Raw genomic sequence first — 16660 nt, 5'->3', positions numbered from 1 at the left:
AGCGCTCACGGGTGCTCAAAGGACGATGGAGGGCGTCACCGCCAGTATCGCGGCCTCCCCCGTAACGTCCAGTGCCGGCCGTACGACGAGCTGGGCCAGGCCCCGGATCACCTCGTCCACGACGAACCTGCCCTGCTCGTCCGCCCTGACCACGACCGGCCCCTCGGCGGTGCGCAGCTCGACCAGGTGGTCACCGGGCGGGGCCAGCCAGCCGTCCAGGCGTACCAGGCGCTGGGTCTGGACGCTGACGCTGATCATGATCGTGAGGGCGTCGCCTTCGAAGGTGATCGTCCGGCTCTCCTCACCGCCGCGGACGCCCGCCCGCAGCCCGAGTTCCTCGCTCAGCCGCAGGATCTCCGCGTCGGCCGATTCGAGGTCCAGGGCGAACTGGACCCGCTCCACCAGCGTCTCGGGCACGGGGTCGAGCACCGAGAACATCCTCCTGATCTCGTCGAGGATGAACTCGTCAGTGGGGTCAAGGTCATCCGGAGGGATCATGAAACGCTCCAGCCACGGTCCTCGGCGAGCAGTCGGCGCAGCTTCGCCAGGCAGCGGCCGCGCGTGGGGCCGACGCTGCCCTTCGCCATGCCCAGCGTGAGGGCCACGGCCTCGTAGTTCGGGCGGCGGACGAACGCGACGAGCCGCAGCAGATCGCGGCAGGAGTCCGACAGCCGCGCCATGGCGTTCCAGAGCGCCTGGTGCCGCTCGTTCCGCAGGACGAGCTCCTCCGGCAGGATGTCGGAATCCGGTACGTCGTCGAACGCCGTGGGGCTCACCGGCTGGGCGTCGCGCTGCGTCGCCTGGACCCGCCACGCCTCGCGGGTCGCGGTCGTGACCAGCCATTCGATCAGGGCGCGGGGAGCGGTGATCGACTTCAGGTGGCGCAGGAGCCTCAGCCAGGTCGTCTGGATGACGTCCTCGGCGGCCTCCCGGTCCAGTCCCTGGCGCCTGACCACCTGCCACAGCAGCGGTGTGAGGTCGGCGGCGATGAGGTTCAGCGCTTCGCGCCGGCCGTCCTTGGCCTCCTGGAGCAGGCCCGCCAGCCGTTCCCGCCGATCGGCGGGAACGGGCTCCGGTCTCAGGTCGGCGGCCATCACACCGGCGTGATCGTCGGGAGGTCGCCGTTCTTCAGCCTGGCGACCACGGCGTGCGCGCGTTTGAGCGCCACCTGCCGGTCGGTGTTCGCCAGGTCGACGGCCTGGTGGTCCTGGATCAACAGCTGCATGATCGTGGCTCCGAGTACGGGCGCCGCGAACGACGAACCGCTCCACGTGGCGAACTGGCTCTGGTGGTTGTCGCCGTCGTAGGAGGCCCGGCCGGTCAGTTCGAGCGAGGCGGTCCTGGCGCCCTTGACACCGGGCGGGAAGGTGCTGACGAGCACCGCGCCCGAGACGTGCCACCGGATGGCCTCGTGCTCGTTGCTGAAGATCGCGATGGTCCCGTCGGGGTTCGCGGCGCCCACTCCCAGCATCGGCGCGAGCTCGGGGTCGTCCTGGCCGTCGAGGGCGCCCGCGGCGGGCCAGAACGCACGGCTCGACGCGTAGTTGCCCGCGGAGGCGACCACGATGACGCCGCGCCGCCGGAGCTGGGTGAGCTTGGCCAGCAGCGGCGGCGTGTGGAGCGGGTCGTCGGCCGTCTCGTGCGTGTATCCGAGCGACAGGGACACCACGTCGTAGAAGCCGCCCTGCGCGATCTCGTCCAGCAGGTGGTCCAGGGCGGCGTGCAGCGCCTCCTCCGGCACCACGCCGTCTGCCTGCATGATCCTGATCATGAGCACCCGCGAGTCGGGGGCGACCTGGCACACCAGTCCCGCCTCCATCAGGCCGTGCCCGGTGTGCGTGTTCAGCGTGCCGAGCAGGGGGTTGGGCGGGTCGGCGTTCTCCTTGTAGCCGACGAGTTCGGCGCCCGGGTTCGGCCGGCTCGCCTCGACGGCGAGCTGGATGCGCTGCTGTGCCGCGTCACTGACGGACAGGAACGCGTCGGGGTCCGTCACCGGCCGGAACCAGCCGTGCCGCTGCTTCGGCAGGCCGGTGTCGGGGATGACCATCACGGGGCGCCGGCCGCCGATGTTCGCGGCGGGTCTGCGTGCCGGTGGGCCGCCCACGACGTTCACCGGGGTTCTGGCGTATCCGGCCATGGGGGTGGCGTAGGCGCCGCCGGTCGTTCCGTGGCCGCTCGTGGCGGGCTCGCCGCCGATGTCCAGGGCCGCGCCGACGCCGACGAACGCGGACCCGACGAGCAGGTGGTCCAGCGCGATCCTGGACAGGAGCTTCTTGACGGGCGCCTGTCCGGGGGCGTCGGAGAAGCCCGGCAGCGCGCGGCGCAGCGTCCGCAGCGCCCGCCACGCGTCGATCACCACATCCGTCTCGCCGGCGGCCACCTTGAGCACGGCGGGATGCCAGCTCGGCGCCTCGCCACCGCGACCCTGCTCAAGCTCCTGCTCAGGCTCACCACCGCGACCCTGCTCAGGCTCGCCCGCGGGACGGTGATCGTCCCGCAGGCCGGAGACCTCGATCGTGAGATGGATCTGCGCGAGGGTGCCGGTGATCCAGGCCAACCCCGCGTCGGAGTTCAGCACCTGGACGGGGACCAGCAGCACGTCCGAGCGGTAGACGGTCGGGTCGGGACGGCTTTCCCCGGCGTCGAGCTCGACCGTGGCCGGGTCCAGGACCTTGGCTCCGTAGCGGTCCAGCAGCGGCTGGGGGAAGAGCAGGTCGCGCGACGGCAGCCCGTTCCCGTCACCCGCGGCGTACGGTTCGCTCTGGTAGTCGATGGTCAGCATCCGGTGGCCTCCGTCTCTTTCCCGTATGGAGAAAGAGTCACGCCCTACTGCGGTGATACACGCGAGGCATAACAAGCGGGTCACAAGCGCCAAGCGGGCGCGTGGTCAGGCGTAGAGGCGCTCCAGGACCGCGGCCACCCCGTGGTCGTCGTTCGACAGGGTGCGCCGCTCGACGGCCGCCATCACCATGTGGTGGGCGTTCGCCATGGCGTACCCCGCCCCGGCGAAGACGAGCACCGCGAGGTCGTTGGGCATGTCGCCGAACGCCACCACCTCGGCCGGATCCACGCCCCGCTCCTGGCACAGCCCGGCCAGCGTGCCCGCCTTCGTCACCCCGGGAGCGCTGATCTCCAGCAGCCCGGTGCCGCCCGAGTGCGTCACCTCGGCCTCGCCGTCCACGGCCGCCACCGCGGCGGCGAACATCTCGTCGACCGCGTGCGTCGCCGACCAGGCCAGCAGCTTGACGATCGGCTCGTCCTCGTCGCAGGCGACGAGGACCTCCCGCGTGTACGGCAGGTCCGGCAGGACGCGCCTGGTGTAGCCGGGCTCGACCAGGATCTGCCGGCCCGTCTCCACCGCGAAGGCCACACCGGGCAGAACCTCGCGGAGCGTCTCGGTCAGCTTCCTGGCGGCGGCTGGGTCGAGCGCGTACGTGCTGGTGATCTCGCGGGTGCCCAGGTCGTAGACGATCGCCCCGTTGCTGCAGACCGCGGTGCCGGTGACGTCGGCCATCGCGGCGATCGGGTCCACGCCGCGTGGCGGTCTGGCGGTGACGAACACGATGTCGGCACCGGCCTCGCGGGCGCGGCGCAGGGCGCGGCGGGTACGCGAGGACACGGTGCCGGTGGAGTCGAGGAGGGTGCCGTCCAGGTCTGTTGCCACGATACGAGGTGCGATCACGCCACCATTAAATCGGGCACTCAGATCCGCATCTCGGACGGCATCGATGTGGTCGCGTTGAGCAGTTCCACGCCGAGCAGCTCTCCCGACTCTCCGTAGTCGAGCACGACGTCTTCCAGTACGGTCTGCCGTACCGCCTCTCCTGGCACTATTTCGTGCTTCATGGCGATGTAGGCGACGTCGTGCTCCTTCTCCCACCGGACGTACACCGTGTGCGGGCGCCGGTCGGCGGGCTCCTCGTCCCAGCTCAGCCACCCCTCCTTGGCCTCGTGCGAGCCGCCGAGCGCGGCCCGGACCATGGCCATGGCGAGTTCGAGCGCCTGGAAAGAGTCGACGCCGGTGACCTTGCGATCGTGCTCCCACCCGGCGAGCCCGTCGATCCGGTAAGGGCACGACCACTCCCCCGTCGGCTCCTCGATCGGCAGCCCGATCGTGACGACGACCTCGCGTAGCGGCTCGGTGCGCAGCGTCAGCGTGCGGTGGGCGATCTCGTACATGTCTGCTGATCTACCCCGGAGGCGGACTCTGGAAGACTGGCGGCGGGAAGAGGCGACCCATATCGCCATGGTCGAAAAGCTTCCTGCCTTCGACCGGCGCGAATAGTCTGCGTACGTCGCGAGGGGAGTCCAGTGGTGAATGAGTCGTTCGGGATCCGGTTGCTGTCCAGGCTCGACAAGTACGGCCCGCTCTGTGTCGGCATCGACCCCAGTCCAGCGCTGCTCGCCGCGTGGGGGCTCGACGACTCCCCGGCCGGGCTGGAGCGGTTCAGCCGTACCGTGGTGGACGCGGTGGGCGACGTGGCGGCGGTGGTCAAGCCGCAGTCGGCGTTCTACGAGCGCTGGGGCAGCCGGGGCATCGCCGTGCTGGAGAGCGTCATCGCCGACCTGCGCGAGGCGGGCACGCTGGTGATCCTCGACGTCAAGCGGGGCGACATCGGCAGCACGATGGCCGCCTACGCCGAGGCCTACCTCGACCGGGGCAGCCCGCTCGCGGTCGACGCCGTGACGCTCAGCCCATACCTCGGCTTCGGTTCGCTGGAGGGTGCGATCACGTCGGCGATCGCCAACGACGCCGGCGTCTTCGTCCTGGCGCGCACCTCCAATCCGGAGGCCGTCGCGCTGCAGACGGCGGTCGCGGGCGAGATCTTCGCGGGCGCCGCGGCGGCGAACGCGGGGCGCACCCCGCTGGGCCCGGTCGGCGTCGTCATCGGCGCCAACCTCTCCGCGCTCGACCATCCGCTGGAGCACCTCAACGGCCCCATCCTGGCCCCGGGCCTGGGCGCGCAGGGCGCCGCTCCCGCCGACCTGGCCCGGCTGTTCGCTCCCGTACGGCAGGCGGTCGTCCCCTCGGTGTCGCGGGCCGTGCTCGCCGACCCCGAGCGGATCCGCGAGCTGGTGCTGCGCTATCGCGACGACTGCGCCCACCACCTGTCCTCCTGACGGGGCGAGCATCCTCTACCAGGGGTCCTGAGGCGGCCTCACCTGGAGCGAAACCCGGTTGGCGTGGTCGCCCGCCGCACCGAAGGCCGCCGTCTCCGCACCGACCTCACCGCGCCAGCCGCAGCCGCACGCCGCCCTGTAGTCCGTCCCGGAAGTCTCCACCCAGGCCAGGTGCCCCGCGCCACGATCCGTCCTGAGGGCCGCGGCGATGCCGATGCCGAATGCGACGGCACTGCTCCAGATCAGGAATATGGCAGCCGAGCTCCGCAACTCCACGACGCCCGCAACTTCGTAGGGGTTCTCACTCGGCGCCAGGCATACAAAGGCGGCAATTCCGACGCCAAGGAAAAGGACGGCCCCTCCCCACATGCGGGTCCGGCGCACGCAGAGCAACACCGTCGGCCCGATCGCGAGGACGGTTCCGATCCCCACGCCCGTCCAGAACCTTGCTCCATACCAGGCCAGCTCGGGCAAGTAGTACGCGGGAGGAATTCCGATGAACGTGGCGGCGAGCGGAAAAGCCGCATGTGGGTGGCGATCCAGAAAGTCATGGAGATCCATGGCTCAGTGACCTCCCCCGCCGGAGAACCGCCTCGTACTCGGAGAACGAAAGAAGCCTCGGCAGGGTGCCCGGACTAGGGACATCCCTAGGTACCGTCCTGACGCGGCCCGTGTTCCGGCGTACTGATCATTGAGGGTCTGACGCGGTGACCTCAGCCCTGCCCGCCCCGGGCTGATCAGAACAGCCGGAGTCGAGGAGCCTTCATGCCCGCTTTGCCGTACGCCGACGATCTCGCCGAAGACCTCGCCTCGATGGCCGGGGAGGTGCCGGACAAGGTCAGCGTGCTGGGGCTCGCCGCGCCCGAGCCGAGCATGGTCCAGCGCCGCCTGGAGGACCTCGTCCTGGCCGTCGCCGGCCTGCGCGACGACGGCCAGGAACGCCTGGAGGTGGTGACCCACCAGGACCGGACCACCGTGTGGCTGCCGGGCCGGCTGCGGGCCGTGGGGTTCCACGCGTCTGGCTCGATGACCGTCCATCTCGACCAGCCGGCCTTCGAGGACGTCTTCGAGAACGACCCCGGCGACGCGGAGCTGACCGGCATGCTCCGGGCCGCCGCGGACCGGATCGGGCTGCCGTCGCTCGTCCCGGCCGAGGACGGGCTGCTGTTCGAGCGCCTGTGGCGCATCAAGGCGGGCGGGGACCACTGGCCGGGGACGAGGACCGAGCCCGGCCTGTGCCGGGCGCTCGGCGCGTTCCGCCACTACGTACGTGATCTTCCGGTGTACGGCAGGGCGTCGGCCACGGTGGAGCTGGGCGCGAGCGGCGGGGTGGCGTCGCTGGGCGTGTCGACCCGCCGCTTCGCCGACGACGGGCGCGGCCCGGTGGTCGCGGAGCCGCGGGTGCGGACGCCGATCCAGGCCGCGCGGGACGTCGTGGCCCGGCTGGCGGAGTCCTTCGCCGGGATGGAGGCCTGGCTGACGCCGCAGTGGTTCCGTTTCGGCTACCTGAGCCTCGGGCGCCGGCGACCGCAGGCGCTGCTCACGCCGTTCTACATCGCGAGCATCAGGGTCCGGAGCGACAGGGAGGTCTCCGCGCACGTGACCGCGGTGCCGGGCTGCGATGGGCGGTTCGCCCCCACGCTGACCCTGGTCCCCAAGCCGCGCCGCGTCGCTTAGGGGACCGAATCCGCTCGTACCACCAGGTCGACGGCGGCTCGGTTGGCGGCGGCGAGTAGCGCGCGGACGGACGCGGTCAGGACAGAGGTGTCGCGGCCCGCTCCCCACCGGATCGTCTCGCCCATGCGCGCCTCGACGTAGGCGACGGCCTGGCTGTCCTGGCCCGGCCCGGTGGCGTGCTGCGCGTAGTGCAGGATGTCGATGCCGCCCAGCGCCCCGGCCAGCGCCGACAGCGGGCCGTTGCCGGTCCCCCGCAGCTCGCCACCGCCGTCACGCCGGGTGCCGGCGAACTCGTGGACCCCCGGCCCGCCCTCCGCGGTGCTCCAGTCCGCCAGCGCGTACGGCCCGTCGTCCGCCGGATCCAGGTAGGCGTCCTGGAAGAGCCGCCACAGCTCCTCGGCCGTCATCTCCGCGCCGCTGCCGTCCGTGGCCCGCTGGACCACCGCCGAGAAGTCGATCTGCAGCCGTCGCGGCAGGTCCAGCCCCTGGTGGGTGTTGAGCAGGTAGGCGATGCCGCCCTTGCCCGACTGGCTGTTGACGCGGATCACCGCCTGGTAGTCGCGGCCCACGTCCGCGGGGTCGATCGGCAGGTACGGCACCTCCCAGGGCGCCTGCTCCACGGGCACGCCCAGCTCGGCGGCCCGTTTGGCGTGGTGGGCCAGGCCCTTGCCGATGGCGTCCTGGTGCGTGCCGGAGAAGGCGGTGTAGACCAGGTCACCGGCGTACGGGTGGCGGTCGGGCACGGGCAGCCGGTTGCAGTGCTCGACCGTACGGCGGATCGCGTCGATGTCGGAGAGGTCCAGCATCGGGTCCACGCCCTGCGAGTGCAGGTTGAGCGCGAGCGTGACCAGGTCGACGTTGCCGGTGCGCTCGCCGTTGCCGAACAGGCAGCCCTCGACCCGCTGCGCCCCGGCCAGCAGCGCCAGCTCCGCGCAGGCGACGCCGGTGCCGCGGTCGTTGTGCGGGTGCACCGAGAGGATCACCGAGTCGCGGCGGGCCAGGTGGCGGTGCATGTACTCGATCTGGTCGGCGTAGACGTTCGGGGTGGCGGTCTCGACCGTGGCGGGCAGGTTGTGGATCACCGGGCGGTCCGGGCTGGCGTCCCACAGGGCCGTCAGGTCGTCGCACACCTCCAGCACGTAGTCGGGCTCGGTGAGGTTGAACACCTCGGGCGAGAACTCGTACCTGATCGGCGGCCCGGGACGGGCGTCGGCCAGCCGGGCGACGTGCCCGGCCGCGTCCCTGATGAGGGCGCGCAACGATTCCCGGTCCTGGCCGAGCACCACGTCACGCCAGGTGGGGGCGGTCGCCGTGTACAGGTGGACGACGACCCGCGTCAGCCCCTCGACGGACGCGAAGGTCCGCTCGATCAGGTCGCGCCTGGCGGCCGTGAACACGACGACCGTCACGTCCTCCGGCACCGCGCCAGGCCGGGCCAGGTCGCGAACGAAGTCGAAGTCCGTCTGGCTGGCCGACGGATAGCCGACCTCGATCTCCTTGAAGCCCATGGCCACCAGCAGCTCGAACATCCGCCGCTTGCGCGCCGGGTCCATCGGCTCGGCCAGCGCCTGGTTGCCGTCGCGCAGGTCCACGGGCACCCACAGCGGGGCCCGCTCGATGCGCCGCGCGGGCCAGCCGCGCTCGGTCAGCGGCACCTCGACGCGCCGGTGGGCGGGCTGGTAGCGGTGGTACGGCATGGCGCTGGGGCGTTGCCTGTTCCAGTCGTGCACGGGGTTTCCTTCCCGGTCGTTCTACGGGGTTCGACCGGCGTCGCGGAGCCACCGCGGCGGGGTGCCGGTCGATTCAGGCCCCGCCGCGGCAGCCGAGAAGGAGACCGCGTGATGTCATGCCGGGTACACTAACCACAACACAGGTCCTCAGACAACCTGAGAGGTTGATCCGATGCCGCTCGGCATGCTCCGCCCCACTCCCCTGGTCGAACAGGCCACCGAGCACCTGCGCGAGCAGATCACCGGCGGGCACTGGCCGATCGGCACCCGGATCCCCGGCGAGAACGCCCTGGCCAAGACCCTCGGCGTGGGCCGTTCCACCGTCCGCGAGGCGCTGCGCGCGCTGGCGGGCGCCGGGCTGGTGCAGGCCCGTCAGGGCAGCGGCGTGTTCGTCATCGCCACCGAACCGGCCGAGGACTGGTCCACCCGGCTCCGGCGGGCCGCGATCACGGACGTGTACGAGGTGCGCATGATGGTCGAGACCCAGGCCGCCCGCCTGGCCGCGACCCGCCGTACCGACGAGGACCTCGTCTCACTGGAGGCGGCCCTGCGGGCACGGCGGGCGGCGGCCGGGGGCGACGACGGGGGTTTCGTGGACGCGGACATCGCGCTGCACGCGGCGGTGGTGGCGGCGGCGCGCAATCCGGTGCTCGACGACCTGTTCGCCGAGTTCGCCCCTAGGCTGCGCGGACGACTGGTGGACGTGGTGGAACTGCTGGGCCTGCGGCACGCCGACCCCAACCCGGGCGACGACGCGCACGCGGGGCTGGTGGACGCCATCAGGCGGGGGGACGGGGAGGCGGCGAGCCGCATCCTGCAGACGGAGCTGGAACAGACGCTGGCCCTGCTCCATCGCGACGTGGCCTGAAGGGTCACGTCCTGGCGGCGGGGCCCGGTGTGCCCGGACCCCGCCGCCGTCGTACGACCGCTCAGCCGGTGAAGATCGCGCTGTGCACGTCCACCGGGTTGGCGGCATCTCCGGTGGAGACGCCGTACACGGCCGTGAAGGCGTTGCCGACCGAGACGAGGCCGGTGTAGTCACCGAGCAGGCGTCCCACGCTCGTCAACGGGACCTTCCGCGCGTCGAACGGCCCCTCGATGTGCTGCTCGCGCCACGCGCTCGCCTTCGCGCAGTTGCTCGAGCAGGTCACGGCCCACATGTCGGTGGGCAGGGTGGCCGGGTCGGTCGTGTTGTTGCGGAAGTCGTAGTACGTGACCGCCACGGTGCCCGTCTTGGACGCGGCTACGGCCGGTACGGCGGCCGAACCGGTGGGCGTCTTGTCCAGGCGGATCGGGGTGGACCACGTCTGCCCGCCGTCCGCCGAACGCGAGTAGGCCACGTGGAATGTGCCGTCGGCCTCCTGGCTCTGCCATGTCGCGTTGACCACCTGGGTGCCCGGCTGGGCGGCCAGCAGCGGCAGGGAGGCGTTGCGCACCGGGTCACCCGAGTTGTCCGGGTCCGGGATGCGGGGGCCCACCGCGAGCGGGGCCGGGACGTTCAGCGTCGGCGCCGACCAGGTCGCGCCGCCGTCGGTCGAGCGGATGACCTGGGTCGCACCCTCGGTGTCCGTCTCGTGGTGCATGCCGATCAGCAGCGTCCCGTCCGGGAGCGGCACCAGCTGGGTGCCGATGACGCCGCTGTTGTTGGGCACGTCGTACACCTTGCTCGTGGTCCAGGTGCGCCCGTCGTCGGTCGACTTCGCCAGGTAGATCGGCTGCACCCAGCCCGCGTCCGTGCTGTCGATGCGGTCCCACACGGCGTAGACCACGCCCGGGTGGTACGGGTCCGCGGTCACCGTCGGGCGGTCGTTGAAGAACTGCGGGTTGTCGTCCCGCTGCAGGGTGGACGGCGCGTCCCAGGTCCGGCCGCCGTCGCCGGAGCGGGCCACCAGGATGGCGGTCACGTCACCGGCGCGGGACATCGACAGCGACGCGGCCACCGCGGCACCCGATGGCGTGACAGTGACCCAGTTGTCCGTCGTGACGGCGTAGTCTCCGCCGTTGGCACTCGTGCCGCCGTTGCACTGGGAGAAGGCGGGCAGGTTCGTGGACTGCTGCCAGGTCAGGCCGTAGTCGTCCGACGTGGCGGTGACGGCGCCGTTGCTGCCGTAGCGGTTCCAGCGATCCTGCTGGTACACCGTGACGAGGTGTTGCGGACGGTTCGGGTCCCGCGCCAGCATGGGCAGGACTTCGGTGTTGGAGTTCAGGGTGTAGCCGTCGGCCGGGGGAAGTCCACAGCCTGCGGCCAGCGGGCTGATGCCCGAGACCGGCCGTACGACGGCGGGCCCGGCGGTCGCGGAGTCGTCCGCGGCGGCGGGCAGCGCGACGGTGCCGGTCAGCAGGATGGCCGCTGCTGGTAACAGAGCCCTGAAGCGTCGGATCACGAGCATTCCTCATCTTCGTTGTGTTGATGAAGACGTCACCGGCCTACCGGGGTTTCCCCGGCGTCCGGCGAACGACGAGGGAAGATTACCGGCGCAAGATCAGTTTCGTCTGCCGAATGATCACTGTGAATGATGACAAAGCCGCAAGCCGCGTCTGACAGGCGACCCGCCTGGTCATCCGCCTGGCGTACCGGGTGGTCCGGCAGAAAGCGTTTCCGGAGCGGCGAGCGCCAGACCGGCGGCGCCGAGCGCGTGCTGGGCGTCGCTCCAAGGACGGACGATCACTTGGACGCGGTAGGCCGCGGTGACCTGACTGGTCCGCATCACGGCGGAGAACCCGGGCTCCAGACCCGGCCAGAGAACGTGGTTCTCGCCGATGACCGCGATGGTGGGCGTGCCGAGCAGGTTGACGACGCCGGCGACCGCCCGCCCGAGTATGGCGCCGACCTTGGCGAGCACTCCGGCCAGCGACCGGTCACCCGAGACCCATCGTGAGCGGAGCTCCTCGATCGTGGTGGACGCCTCGGCGAGGCCCTCGCGACGGGCGGCGCGCAGGATCCCGTCGTCGCCGGTGAACGTCTCCAGGCAGCCCCGGGCGCCACAGGCGCAGCGCGGGCCGGTGGCGGCGACCGGCGTGTGGCCGAACTCGCCGGACAGCCCGCTCGGACCGCGGTGCACCCGCCGCCGCAGGACCGCCCCGACCCCCACCCCGTCGCCGAGGCCGAGGACCAGGAAGTCGTCCTGCTCACGTCCCGTCAGGTACAGGAGTTCGGCGGTGGTGCTGGCCGTGAGGTCGTTGTCGACGAGCACCGGGATCGGCAGCTCGGCGCGCAGCCGTTCACCGAGGGGAAGGTTGCTCCACCCAAAGCGTGGACAGAACCGGATATAACCCGCATCGACGGAGGCCGGCACGGCCACGCCCGCGGCCTTGAGCCTGGGGCCCACGGCAGGGTCGGCCAGCCGCTGGCTGATGACCCTGAGTAGCTGAGGGATCGGGTCTGCGTGACAGTCGAAGGGCGATACATCGGATGTGAGCAGCCCTCCATCCAGCCCCGCCACGACGGTGACGAGGTGGTCGGTGGCCACCCGTACGCCGATGGTCGCGGCGGCCTCCGGCACCACCTGAAGGGGGATGCGCGGCCGGCCGACCACCCCGGCCTGCGGGGCGAGAATCCGTAGATAACCGCTGGCCAACAGGCGTCTCGTGTGTTCGTGCACGGTCGCGTCGCCGAGCTTGAGCCGGGCCGCGATCTGGCGGCGGTCCAGGGCGCCGGCAGTGCCGAGAAGGGCCAGGATCTCCACGCGAGTCAGATCGCCGCGACCAGCCGTTCGGCGAGAAGTCATCGGATATTTCCTCTCACGAGCTCATTGACATTACGGATTGCTACGCCCTAGTTTCGAAACAATTAACTCGGCCCCGAGCTTATTGAGTGGAGCTGCGATGGGCAGGCAGATGCATGGCGGTCGGAGATCACTGGCGATCGCAACAGCGGTGGTCATCGCGGGGGGATTAACGGCCGGTTGTGGGGGCGACGGCCAGGACTCGGCAGGAGGCACCAAGGCGAGCAACGGCGCGGTGGCGCTCACCTGGTCGATGTGGGCGTCCGGAACTGAGGACCGAAATGCCTGGCAGAAGGTGGCCGACCAGGTCACCCAGAAGTACCCGAACATCAAGATCACCCTCGAGACGGCGCCGTTCGCCGACTACTTCAGCAAACTCGGCACCCGCCTGGCCGGCGGCAGCGCGGCGTGCATCGTGTCCATGCAGAGCCTGCGCACGGGCGGCTACGTCAGCGGCATGCGTCCTTTGGACGACCTGATCAAGAAGAGCGGCCTGGACATCGCCGACTTCGACTCCTCGATCATGGCCGGGCTGGCCTCGGGCGGCAAGCAGTACGCGCTGCCGTACGACGTCGGCTCGCTGATCCTCACCTACAACAAGGACATGTTCAAGGCGGCCGGCGTGCCGGACCCGAAGGTCGGCTGGAGCGTGGCGGACTTCGAGTCGGCGGCCAAGAAGCTGACCACCGGCGGCAAGTACGGCTTCGTGGCCTACCCCTCGGCCCTGGGGATGTTCTCGATGATCCTGTCCAAGACGGGCGCGGAGCCGATGGACGCGTCCGGCAAGCTCACCCTCACCACCGAGCAGATGAAGACCGGCTTCCAGTGGTACGCGGACCTGGTCGCCAAGCAGGGGGTAGCGCCCAAGGTGCCCGGTGTGGACAACAACTTCACCGAGACCCAGTTCCTCAACGGCAACGTGGCGATGTCGGTGAACGGCCCCTGGTCCGTTCTGGAGCTCAAGGCGAAGGCCAAGTTCGGCGTGGGCCTGGCCACCATCCCCGCCGGTCCGAACGGGACCAAGAGCTACTCGGCCGGGTCCGGCTTCGGTATCTCCCAGTCCTGCCCCTACCCTGACGAGGCGTTCAAGGCGGTCAGCACGATGACCAGCGCCGAGGTGCTCGGGCAGCTCGGCTCGGTCGGGCGCGCCTATCCGGCGCGCAAGTCCGTACAGAACAAGTGGTACGAGAACGCCTTCGAGGGCTCCAAGCCGGTCCTCGACGCCGCCAACGCCTCCGCGAAGCCGTTCCGGACGACCAGCAACTGGGACCCGGTGGAGAAGCTGCTGGCCCAGTACGGCATCCAGGCCTTCAACGGGCAGGCCACGGCGGCGGACGTACTCGGCCAGGTGCAACAGCAGGCACCGGCGTAGGGAGCGACGTGCACCACGACGCCAAACCCCCGCGCCTGCGCCGTGATGGGCGGGCCGCGGCCCTGTTCGCCGGGCCCAGCCTCATCGGGTTGACGGTGTTCACCCTCTTCCCGATCGTGTTGTCCTTGGTGATGGCGTTCTTCCAGTGGCCCGCGGTGGGCGAGCGCACCTTCACCGGGCTGGAGAACTTCGCGACGCTGTTCACCGATCCCGTCTTCCGGCGGGCGCTGTTAAATACGCTGCTGTTCGTGGTGCTCTACCTGCCGCTCAACCTCATCGTCTCGGTGGGGTTGGCGGTGTGGATGGGCCCGCGCATCAAGGGCCGCAAGGCGCTGCGCGTGGTGTTCTTCCTGCCCGTGGTCACGCCGATGGTGGCCAACGCGGTCGTCTGGCGGATGATCTACCAGCCGGACGGGCTCATCGACGGCACGCTGTACGCCGCCACCGGCACGCACGCGCCGAACTTCCTCGGTGAGCAGGGCTGGGCCATGTTCGCCGTCGTCGCGATGAGCGTGTGGCAGGGGTTCGGCTACAACATGCTGGTCTTCTCGGCCGCGCTGGACGCCATCCCCCGGCACCTGCTGGAGGCGGCGCAGATCGACGGGGCGGGACCATGGCGGCAGTTCTTCCGCATCATGCTGCCGATGATCTCCCCGGCGTTGTTCTTCGCCACGACCATGACGCTCATCACGTCGTTCCAGATCTTCACCCAGCCGTTCCTGATGACCGGCGGCGGGCCCGGCAACGACACCGAGACCCTCATGATGTTCGTCTTCGACAAGGGATTCTCGATCTATCAGTTCGGACTCGCGTCCGCCGGGGCCTGGATCGTGTTCGTGCTGATCCTGGGCGTGACCGCGGTGCAGTTCGCCGGCCAGCGCAAGTGGGTGAACTACGATGTCTGATCACGCCGTCCGCCGCGTCAGGCTGGTCATCTCGCACATCGCGCTCTACCTGGTGGCCGCCGCGTTCCTGTCGCCGCTGGTGTACATGCTGGCCACCTCGTTCAAGCTGCCCGACGAGGTGTTCGGGTCGCCGCCGAGCCTGTTCGGGTCGGCGTTCCGGTGGCAGAACTACACCGAGGCGTTCGAGTACCTGCCGTTCGGGCGGTTCGTGCTCAACGGGTTCGCCGTCGCCGTCTGCGGCACCCTCGTGGTGCTGGTGGCCTCGGCCACCTCGGCGTACGCCTTCGCACGGCTGCGCTGGCGCGGTCGCGACGGCGTCTTCCTGGTCTTCCTGGCCACGCTGATGATCCCCCAGGAAGTGCTGGTCGTGCCGATGTTCATGCTGATGAAATGGTTCGGCTGGGTGGACTCCTACCAGGCGCTGATCTTCCCCTGGGCGTTCACCGCCTTCGGGACGTTCATGCTGCGCCAGTTCTTCCTGACCATCCCCGAAGAGATGTCCGAGAGCGCCCGCATCGACGGCGCGGGAGCGGTGCGCGTCTTCACCAGCATCATGCTGCCGCTGATCAGGCCCGCGCTCGCGGTACTGGCGGTCTTCACGTTCATCAACTTCTGGAACAGCTTCATGTGGCCGCTGATCATCATCAACTCGGTGGACGAGAAGGCCACGGTCCCGCTGGGCCTGAAGATGTTCTTCGGCCAGCAGGGCACTCAGTGGAACCTCATCATGGCCGCCTCGGTGATCTCCATGGCGCCCACCGCGGGACTGCTCATCCTCCTGCAGAAACATCTCGTACGCGGGATCGCGACCAGCGGTTTCGGCGGCCGGTGAAAACTCATGAAAGGAATGTCTTGGACCACGCCTGGTTCGCCGAATCCCGGTTCGGCATGTTCGTGCACTGGGGTCTGTACGCTCTGCCCGCCCGCCACGAGTGGGTGAAGAACCGCGAGCGGCTGACCGATGAGGACTACCAGCGCTACTTCGACCACTTCGACCCCGACCTGTACGACCCGGTGCGGTGGGCGCGGCTGGCCAAGGAGGCCGGTATGCGCTACATCGTCCTCACCACCAAGCACCACGAAGGCTTCTGCCTGTGGGACTCGGCGCACACCGACTACAAGGTGACCCGCACCCCCTACGGCAAGGACCTGATCGCACCGTTCGTGGAGGCCGTACGCGCCGAAGGGCTGAAGGTCGGCTTCTACCACTCGCTGATCGACTGGCATCACCCCGAGTTCCCCGTCGACTCCCGCCACCCGCAGCGCGACGACGAGGCGTACAAGGCCGCCACCGCGGGCCGCGACGTCTCCAAGTACGCCGACTACCTGCACGCCCAGGTACGCGAACTCCTCACCGATTACGGCCAGATCGACTACCTGTTCTTCGACTTCTCCTACCGGAACAGGCCGGGCGAGTGGGGCGGCAAGGGCGCCGACGACTGGCGCTCTCCCGAACTGCTGGAGATGGTGCGAGAGCTCCAGCCAGGGATCATCGTCAACGACCGGCTCGACATCCCCGGCGACTTCGTCACCCCCGAGCAGTACCAGCCCGCCGGCCCGATGACCGTCGACGGCCGCGAGGTGCCCTGGGAGGCCTGCCAGACCCTCAACGGCAGCTGGGGATACGACCGGGACAATCTCGACTACAAATCCCCTGACCTGCTCGTCCGCATGCTGATCGACAGCGTCGCCAAGGGCGGCAACCTGCTGCTCAACGTGGGCCCTGACGGACGCGGCCAGATCGACCCCCGCGCCCGCCAGACCCTCGGCGACATCGGCGACTGGATGCGGCTGAACTCCCGCTCCGTCTACGGCGCCGGTCCCAGCGGTTTCACCGCGCCTCCCGACTGCCGCTACACCCAGCGGGGTGATCGGCTCTATCTGCACCTGTTCGCCTGGCCGTTCCGCCACCTGCACCTGCCGGGGCTGGCCGGGCGCGTGAAGTACGCCCAGTTCCTGCACGACGCGTCGGAGATCCGTACGCGCGTCATCGACCCTGCCCAGACGGCCGGGAACACGACGATCGGCGCCCTGACCCCGGACATCCTGACCGTCGACCTGCCGGTTCAACGCCCCGACGTCGCCGTACCGGTCATCGAACTGTTCCTCACCGACTGACGCCCAGGCCCC

The 16660-nt window shown here is 70.1% G+C and carries 16 protein-coding genes; 7 read left to right on the top strand and 9 right to left on the bottom strand.

Translation table 11 applies throughout. The annotated features are described in order from the left end of the window. Positions 1 to 15: 15 nt before the first annotated feature. The 5 genes from AB0F17_RS23210 to AB0F17_RS23190 all read right to left on the bottom strand — a co-directional run bounded on the left by AB0F17_RS23210 (position 16) and on the right by AB0F17_RS23190 (position 4179). A complete protein-coding gene (locus tag AB0F17_RS23210; protein WP_358026099.1) occupies positions 16 to 498 on the bottom strand; it encodes a hypothetical protein in 483 nt (160 codons plus the stop codon). Continuing rightward, a complete protein-coding gene (locus AB0F17_RS23205; protein ID WP_358026097.1) occupies positions 495 to 1094 on the bottom strand; it encodes a sigma-70 family RNA polymerase sigma factor in 600 nt (199 codons plus the stop codon). Before AB0F17_RS23205 ends, AB0F17_RS23210 begins: the two co-directional genes overlap by 4 nt. Then, a complete protein-coding gene (locus AB0F17_RS23200) occupies positions 1094 to 2782 on the bottom strand; it encodes a S8/S53 family peptidase (RefSeq protein WP_358026095.1) in 1689 nt (562 codons plus the stop codon). The genes AB0F17_RS23205 and AB0F17_RS23200 overlap by 1 nt, the downstream gene beginning before the upstream one ends. Positions 2783 to 2887: 105 nt before the next feature. Continuing rightward, positions 2888 to 3682, bottom strand: a complete 795-nt coding sequence (locus AB0F17_RS23195) for an HAD family hydrolase (RefSeq protein ID WP_358026093.1) — start codon at positions 3680 to 3682, stop codon at positions 2888 to 2890. Between the two features lie 20 nt (positions 3683 to 3702). Further along, entirely contained in the window at positions 3703 to 4179 is a 477-nt protein-coding gene (locus AB0F17_RS23190; RefSeq protein ID WP_358026091.1) for a DUF2283 domain-containing protein, read from the bottom strand. A 135-nt stretch (positions 4180 to 4314) separates the two neighbouring features. On the opposite strand from AB0F17_RS23190, the gene pyrF reads away from it, so the two are divergent. Next, positions 4315 to 5121 carry an orotidine-5'-phosphate decarboxylase gene (gene pyrF / locus AB0F17_RS23185; protein ID WP_358026089.1) on the top strand — a complete coding sequence of 269 codons (807 nt, stop codon included), beginning with the start codon at positions 4315 to 4317 and terminating at the stop codon, positions 5119 to 5121. A gap of 15 nt (positions 5122 to 5136) precedes the next feature. On the opposite strand, the gene AB0F17_RS23180 is transcribed toward pyrF, so the two are convergent. Continuing rightward, positions 5137 to 5682, bottom strand: coding sequence for a hypothetical protein (locus AB0F17_RS23180; protein ID WP_358026087.1), 546 nt, complete (start codon positions 5680 to 5682; stop codon positions 5137 to 5139). A gap of 204 nt (positions 5683 to 5886) precedes the next feature. On the opposite strand from AB0F17_RS23180, the gene AB0F17_RS23175 reads away from it, so the two are divergent. Beyond that, a complete protein-coding gene (locus tag AB0F17_RS23175; protein WP_358026085.1) occupies positions 5887 to 6798 on the top strand; it encodes a hypothetical protein in 912 nt (303 codons plus the stop codon). Here AB0F17_RS23175 and leuA read toward each other — a convergent pair. Next, entirely contained in the window at positions 6795 to 8495 is a 1701-nt protein-coding gene (gene leuA, locus AB0F17_RS23170) for a 2-isopropylmalate synthase (RefSeq protein WP_358026215.1), read from the bottom strand. The genes AB0F17_RS23175 and leuA overlap by 4 nt on opposite strands. 205 nt (positions 8496 to 8700) lie before the next feature. Between leuA and AB0F17_RS23165 the strand changes: the two genes are divergently transcribed. Further along, the gene (locus AB0F17_RS23165; protein WP_358026083.1) at positions 8701 to 9396 is read left to right on the top strand and encodes an FCD domain-containing protein; all 696 of its coding nucleotides are present in this window, start codon (positions 8701 to 8703) and stop codon (positions 9394 to 9396) included. A gap of 61 nt (positions 9397 to 9457) precedes the next feature. Here the strand turns inward: AB0F17_RS23165 and AB0F17_RS23160 are convergent, their stop codons facing one another. Next, on the bottom strand, positions 9458 to 10912 hold the full coding sequence (locus AB0F17_RS23160; protein ID WP_358026081.1) for a sialidase family protein: 1455 nt from the start codon (positions 10910 to 10912) through the stop codon (positions 9458 to 9460). 174 nt (positions 10913 to 11086) lie between these two features. Next, positions 11087 to 12256: an ROK family transcriptional regulator gene (locus AB0F17_RS23155; protein WP_358026079.1), complete on the bottom strand. Its 1170-nt coding sequence runs from the start codon at positions 12254 to 12256 to the stop codon at positions 11087 to 11089. A 97-nt stretch (positions 12257 to 12353) separates the two neighbouring features. Here AB0F17_RS23155 and AB0F17_RS23150 point away from each other — a divergent pair, with 97 nt between their 5' ends. The 4 genes from AB0F17_RS23150 to AB0F17_RS23135 are packed head-to-tail and all read left to right on the top strand — an operon-like array spanning position 12354 to position 16648. Beyond that, the gene (locus AB0F17_RS23150) at positions 12354 to 13625 is read left to right on the top strand and encodes a sugar ABC transporter substrate-binding protein (protein ID WP_358026077.1); all 1272 of its coding nucleotides are present in this window, start codon (positions 12354 to 12356) and stop codon (positions 13623 to 13625) included. 8 nt (positions 13626 to 13633) lie between these two features. After that, positions 13634 to 14530: a sugar ABC transporter permease gene (locus tag AB0F17_RS23145; RefSeq protein ID WP_358026075.1), complete on the top strand. Its 897-nt coding sequence runs from the start codon at positions 13634 to 13636 to the stop codon at positions 14528 to 14530. Continuing rightward, on the top strand, positions 14523 to 15362 hold the full coding sequence (locus AB0F17_RS23140; protein ID WP_358026073.1) for a carbohydrate ABC transporter permease: 840 nt from the start codon (positions 14523 to 14525) through the stop codon (positions 15360 to 15362). Before AB0F17_RS23145 ends, AB0F17_RS23140 begins: the two co-directional genes overlap by 8 nt. Before the next feature lie 20 nt (positions 15363 to 15382). Then, positions 15383 to 16648: an alpha-L-fucosidase gene (locus AB0F17_RS23135; RefSeq protein WP_358026071.1), complete on the top strand. Its 1266-nt coding sequence runs from the start codon at positions 15383 to 15385 to the stop codon at positions 16646 to 16648. The last annotated feature ends 12 nt before the right edge of the window (positions 16649 to 16660 follow it).

Origin of the sequence: Nonomuraea sp. NPDC026600, assembly GCF_040638335.1 — a bacterium.
Taxonomy (GTDB): domain Bacteria; phylum Actinomycetota; class Actinomycetes; order Streptosporangiales; family Streptosporangiaceae; genus Nonomuraea.
The sequence above is the reverse complement of the archived record's forward strand: the minus strand, read 5'-3'. Positions and strand labels throughout refer to the sequence as shown.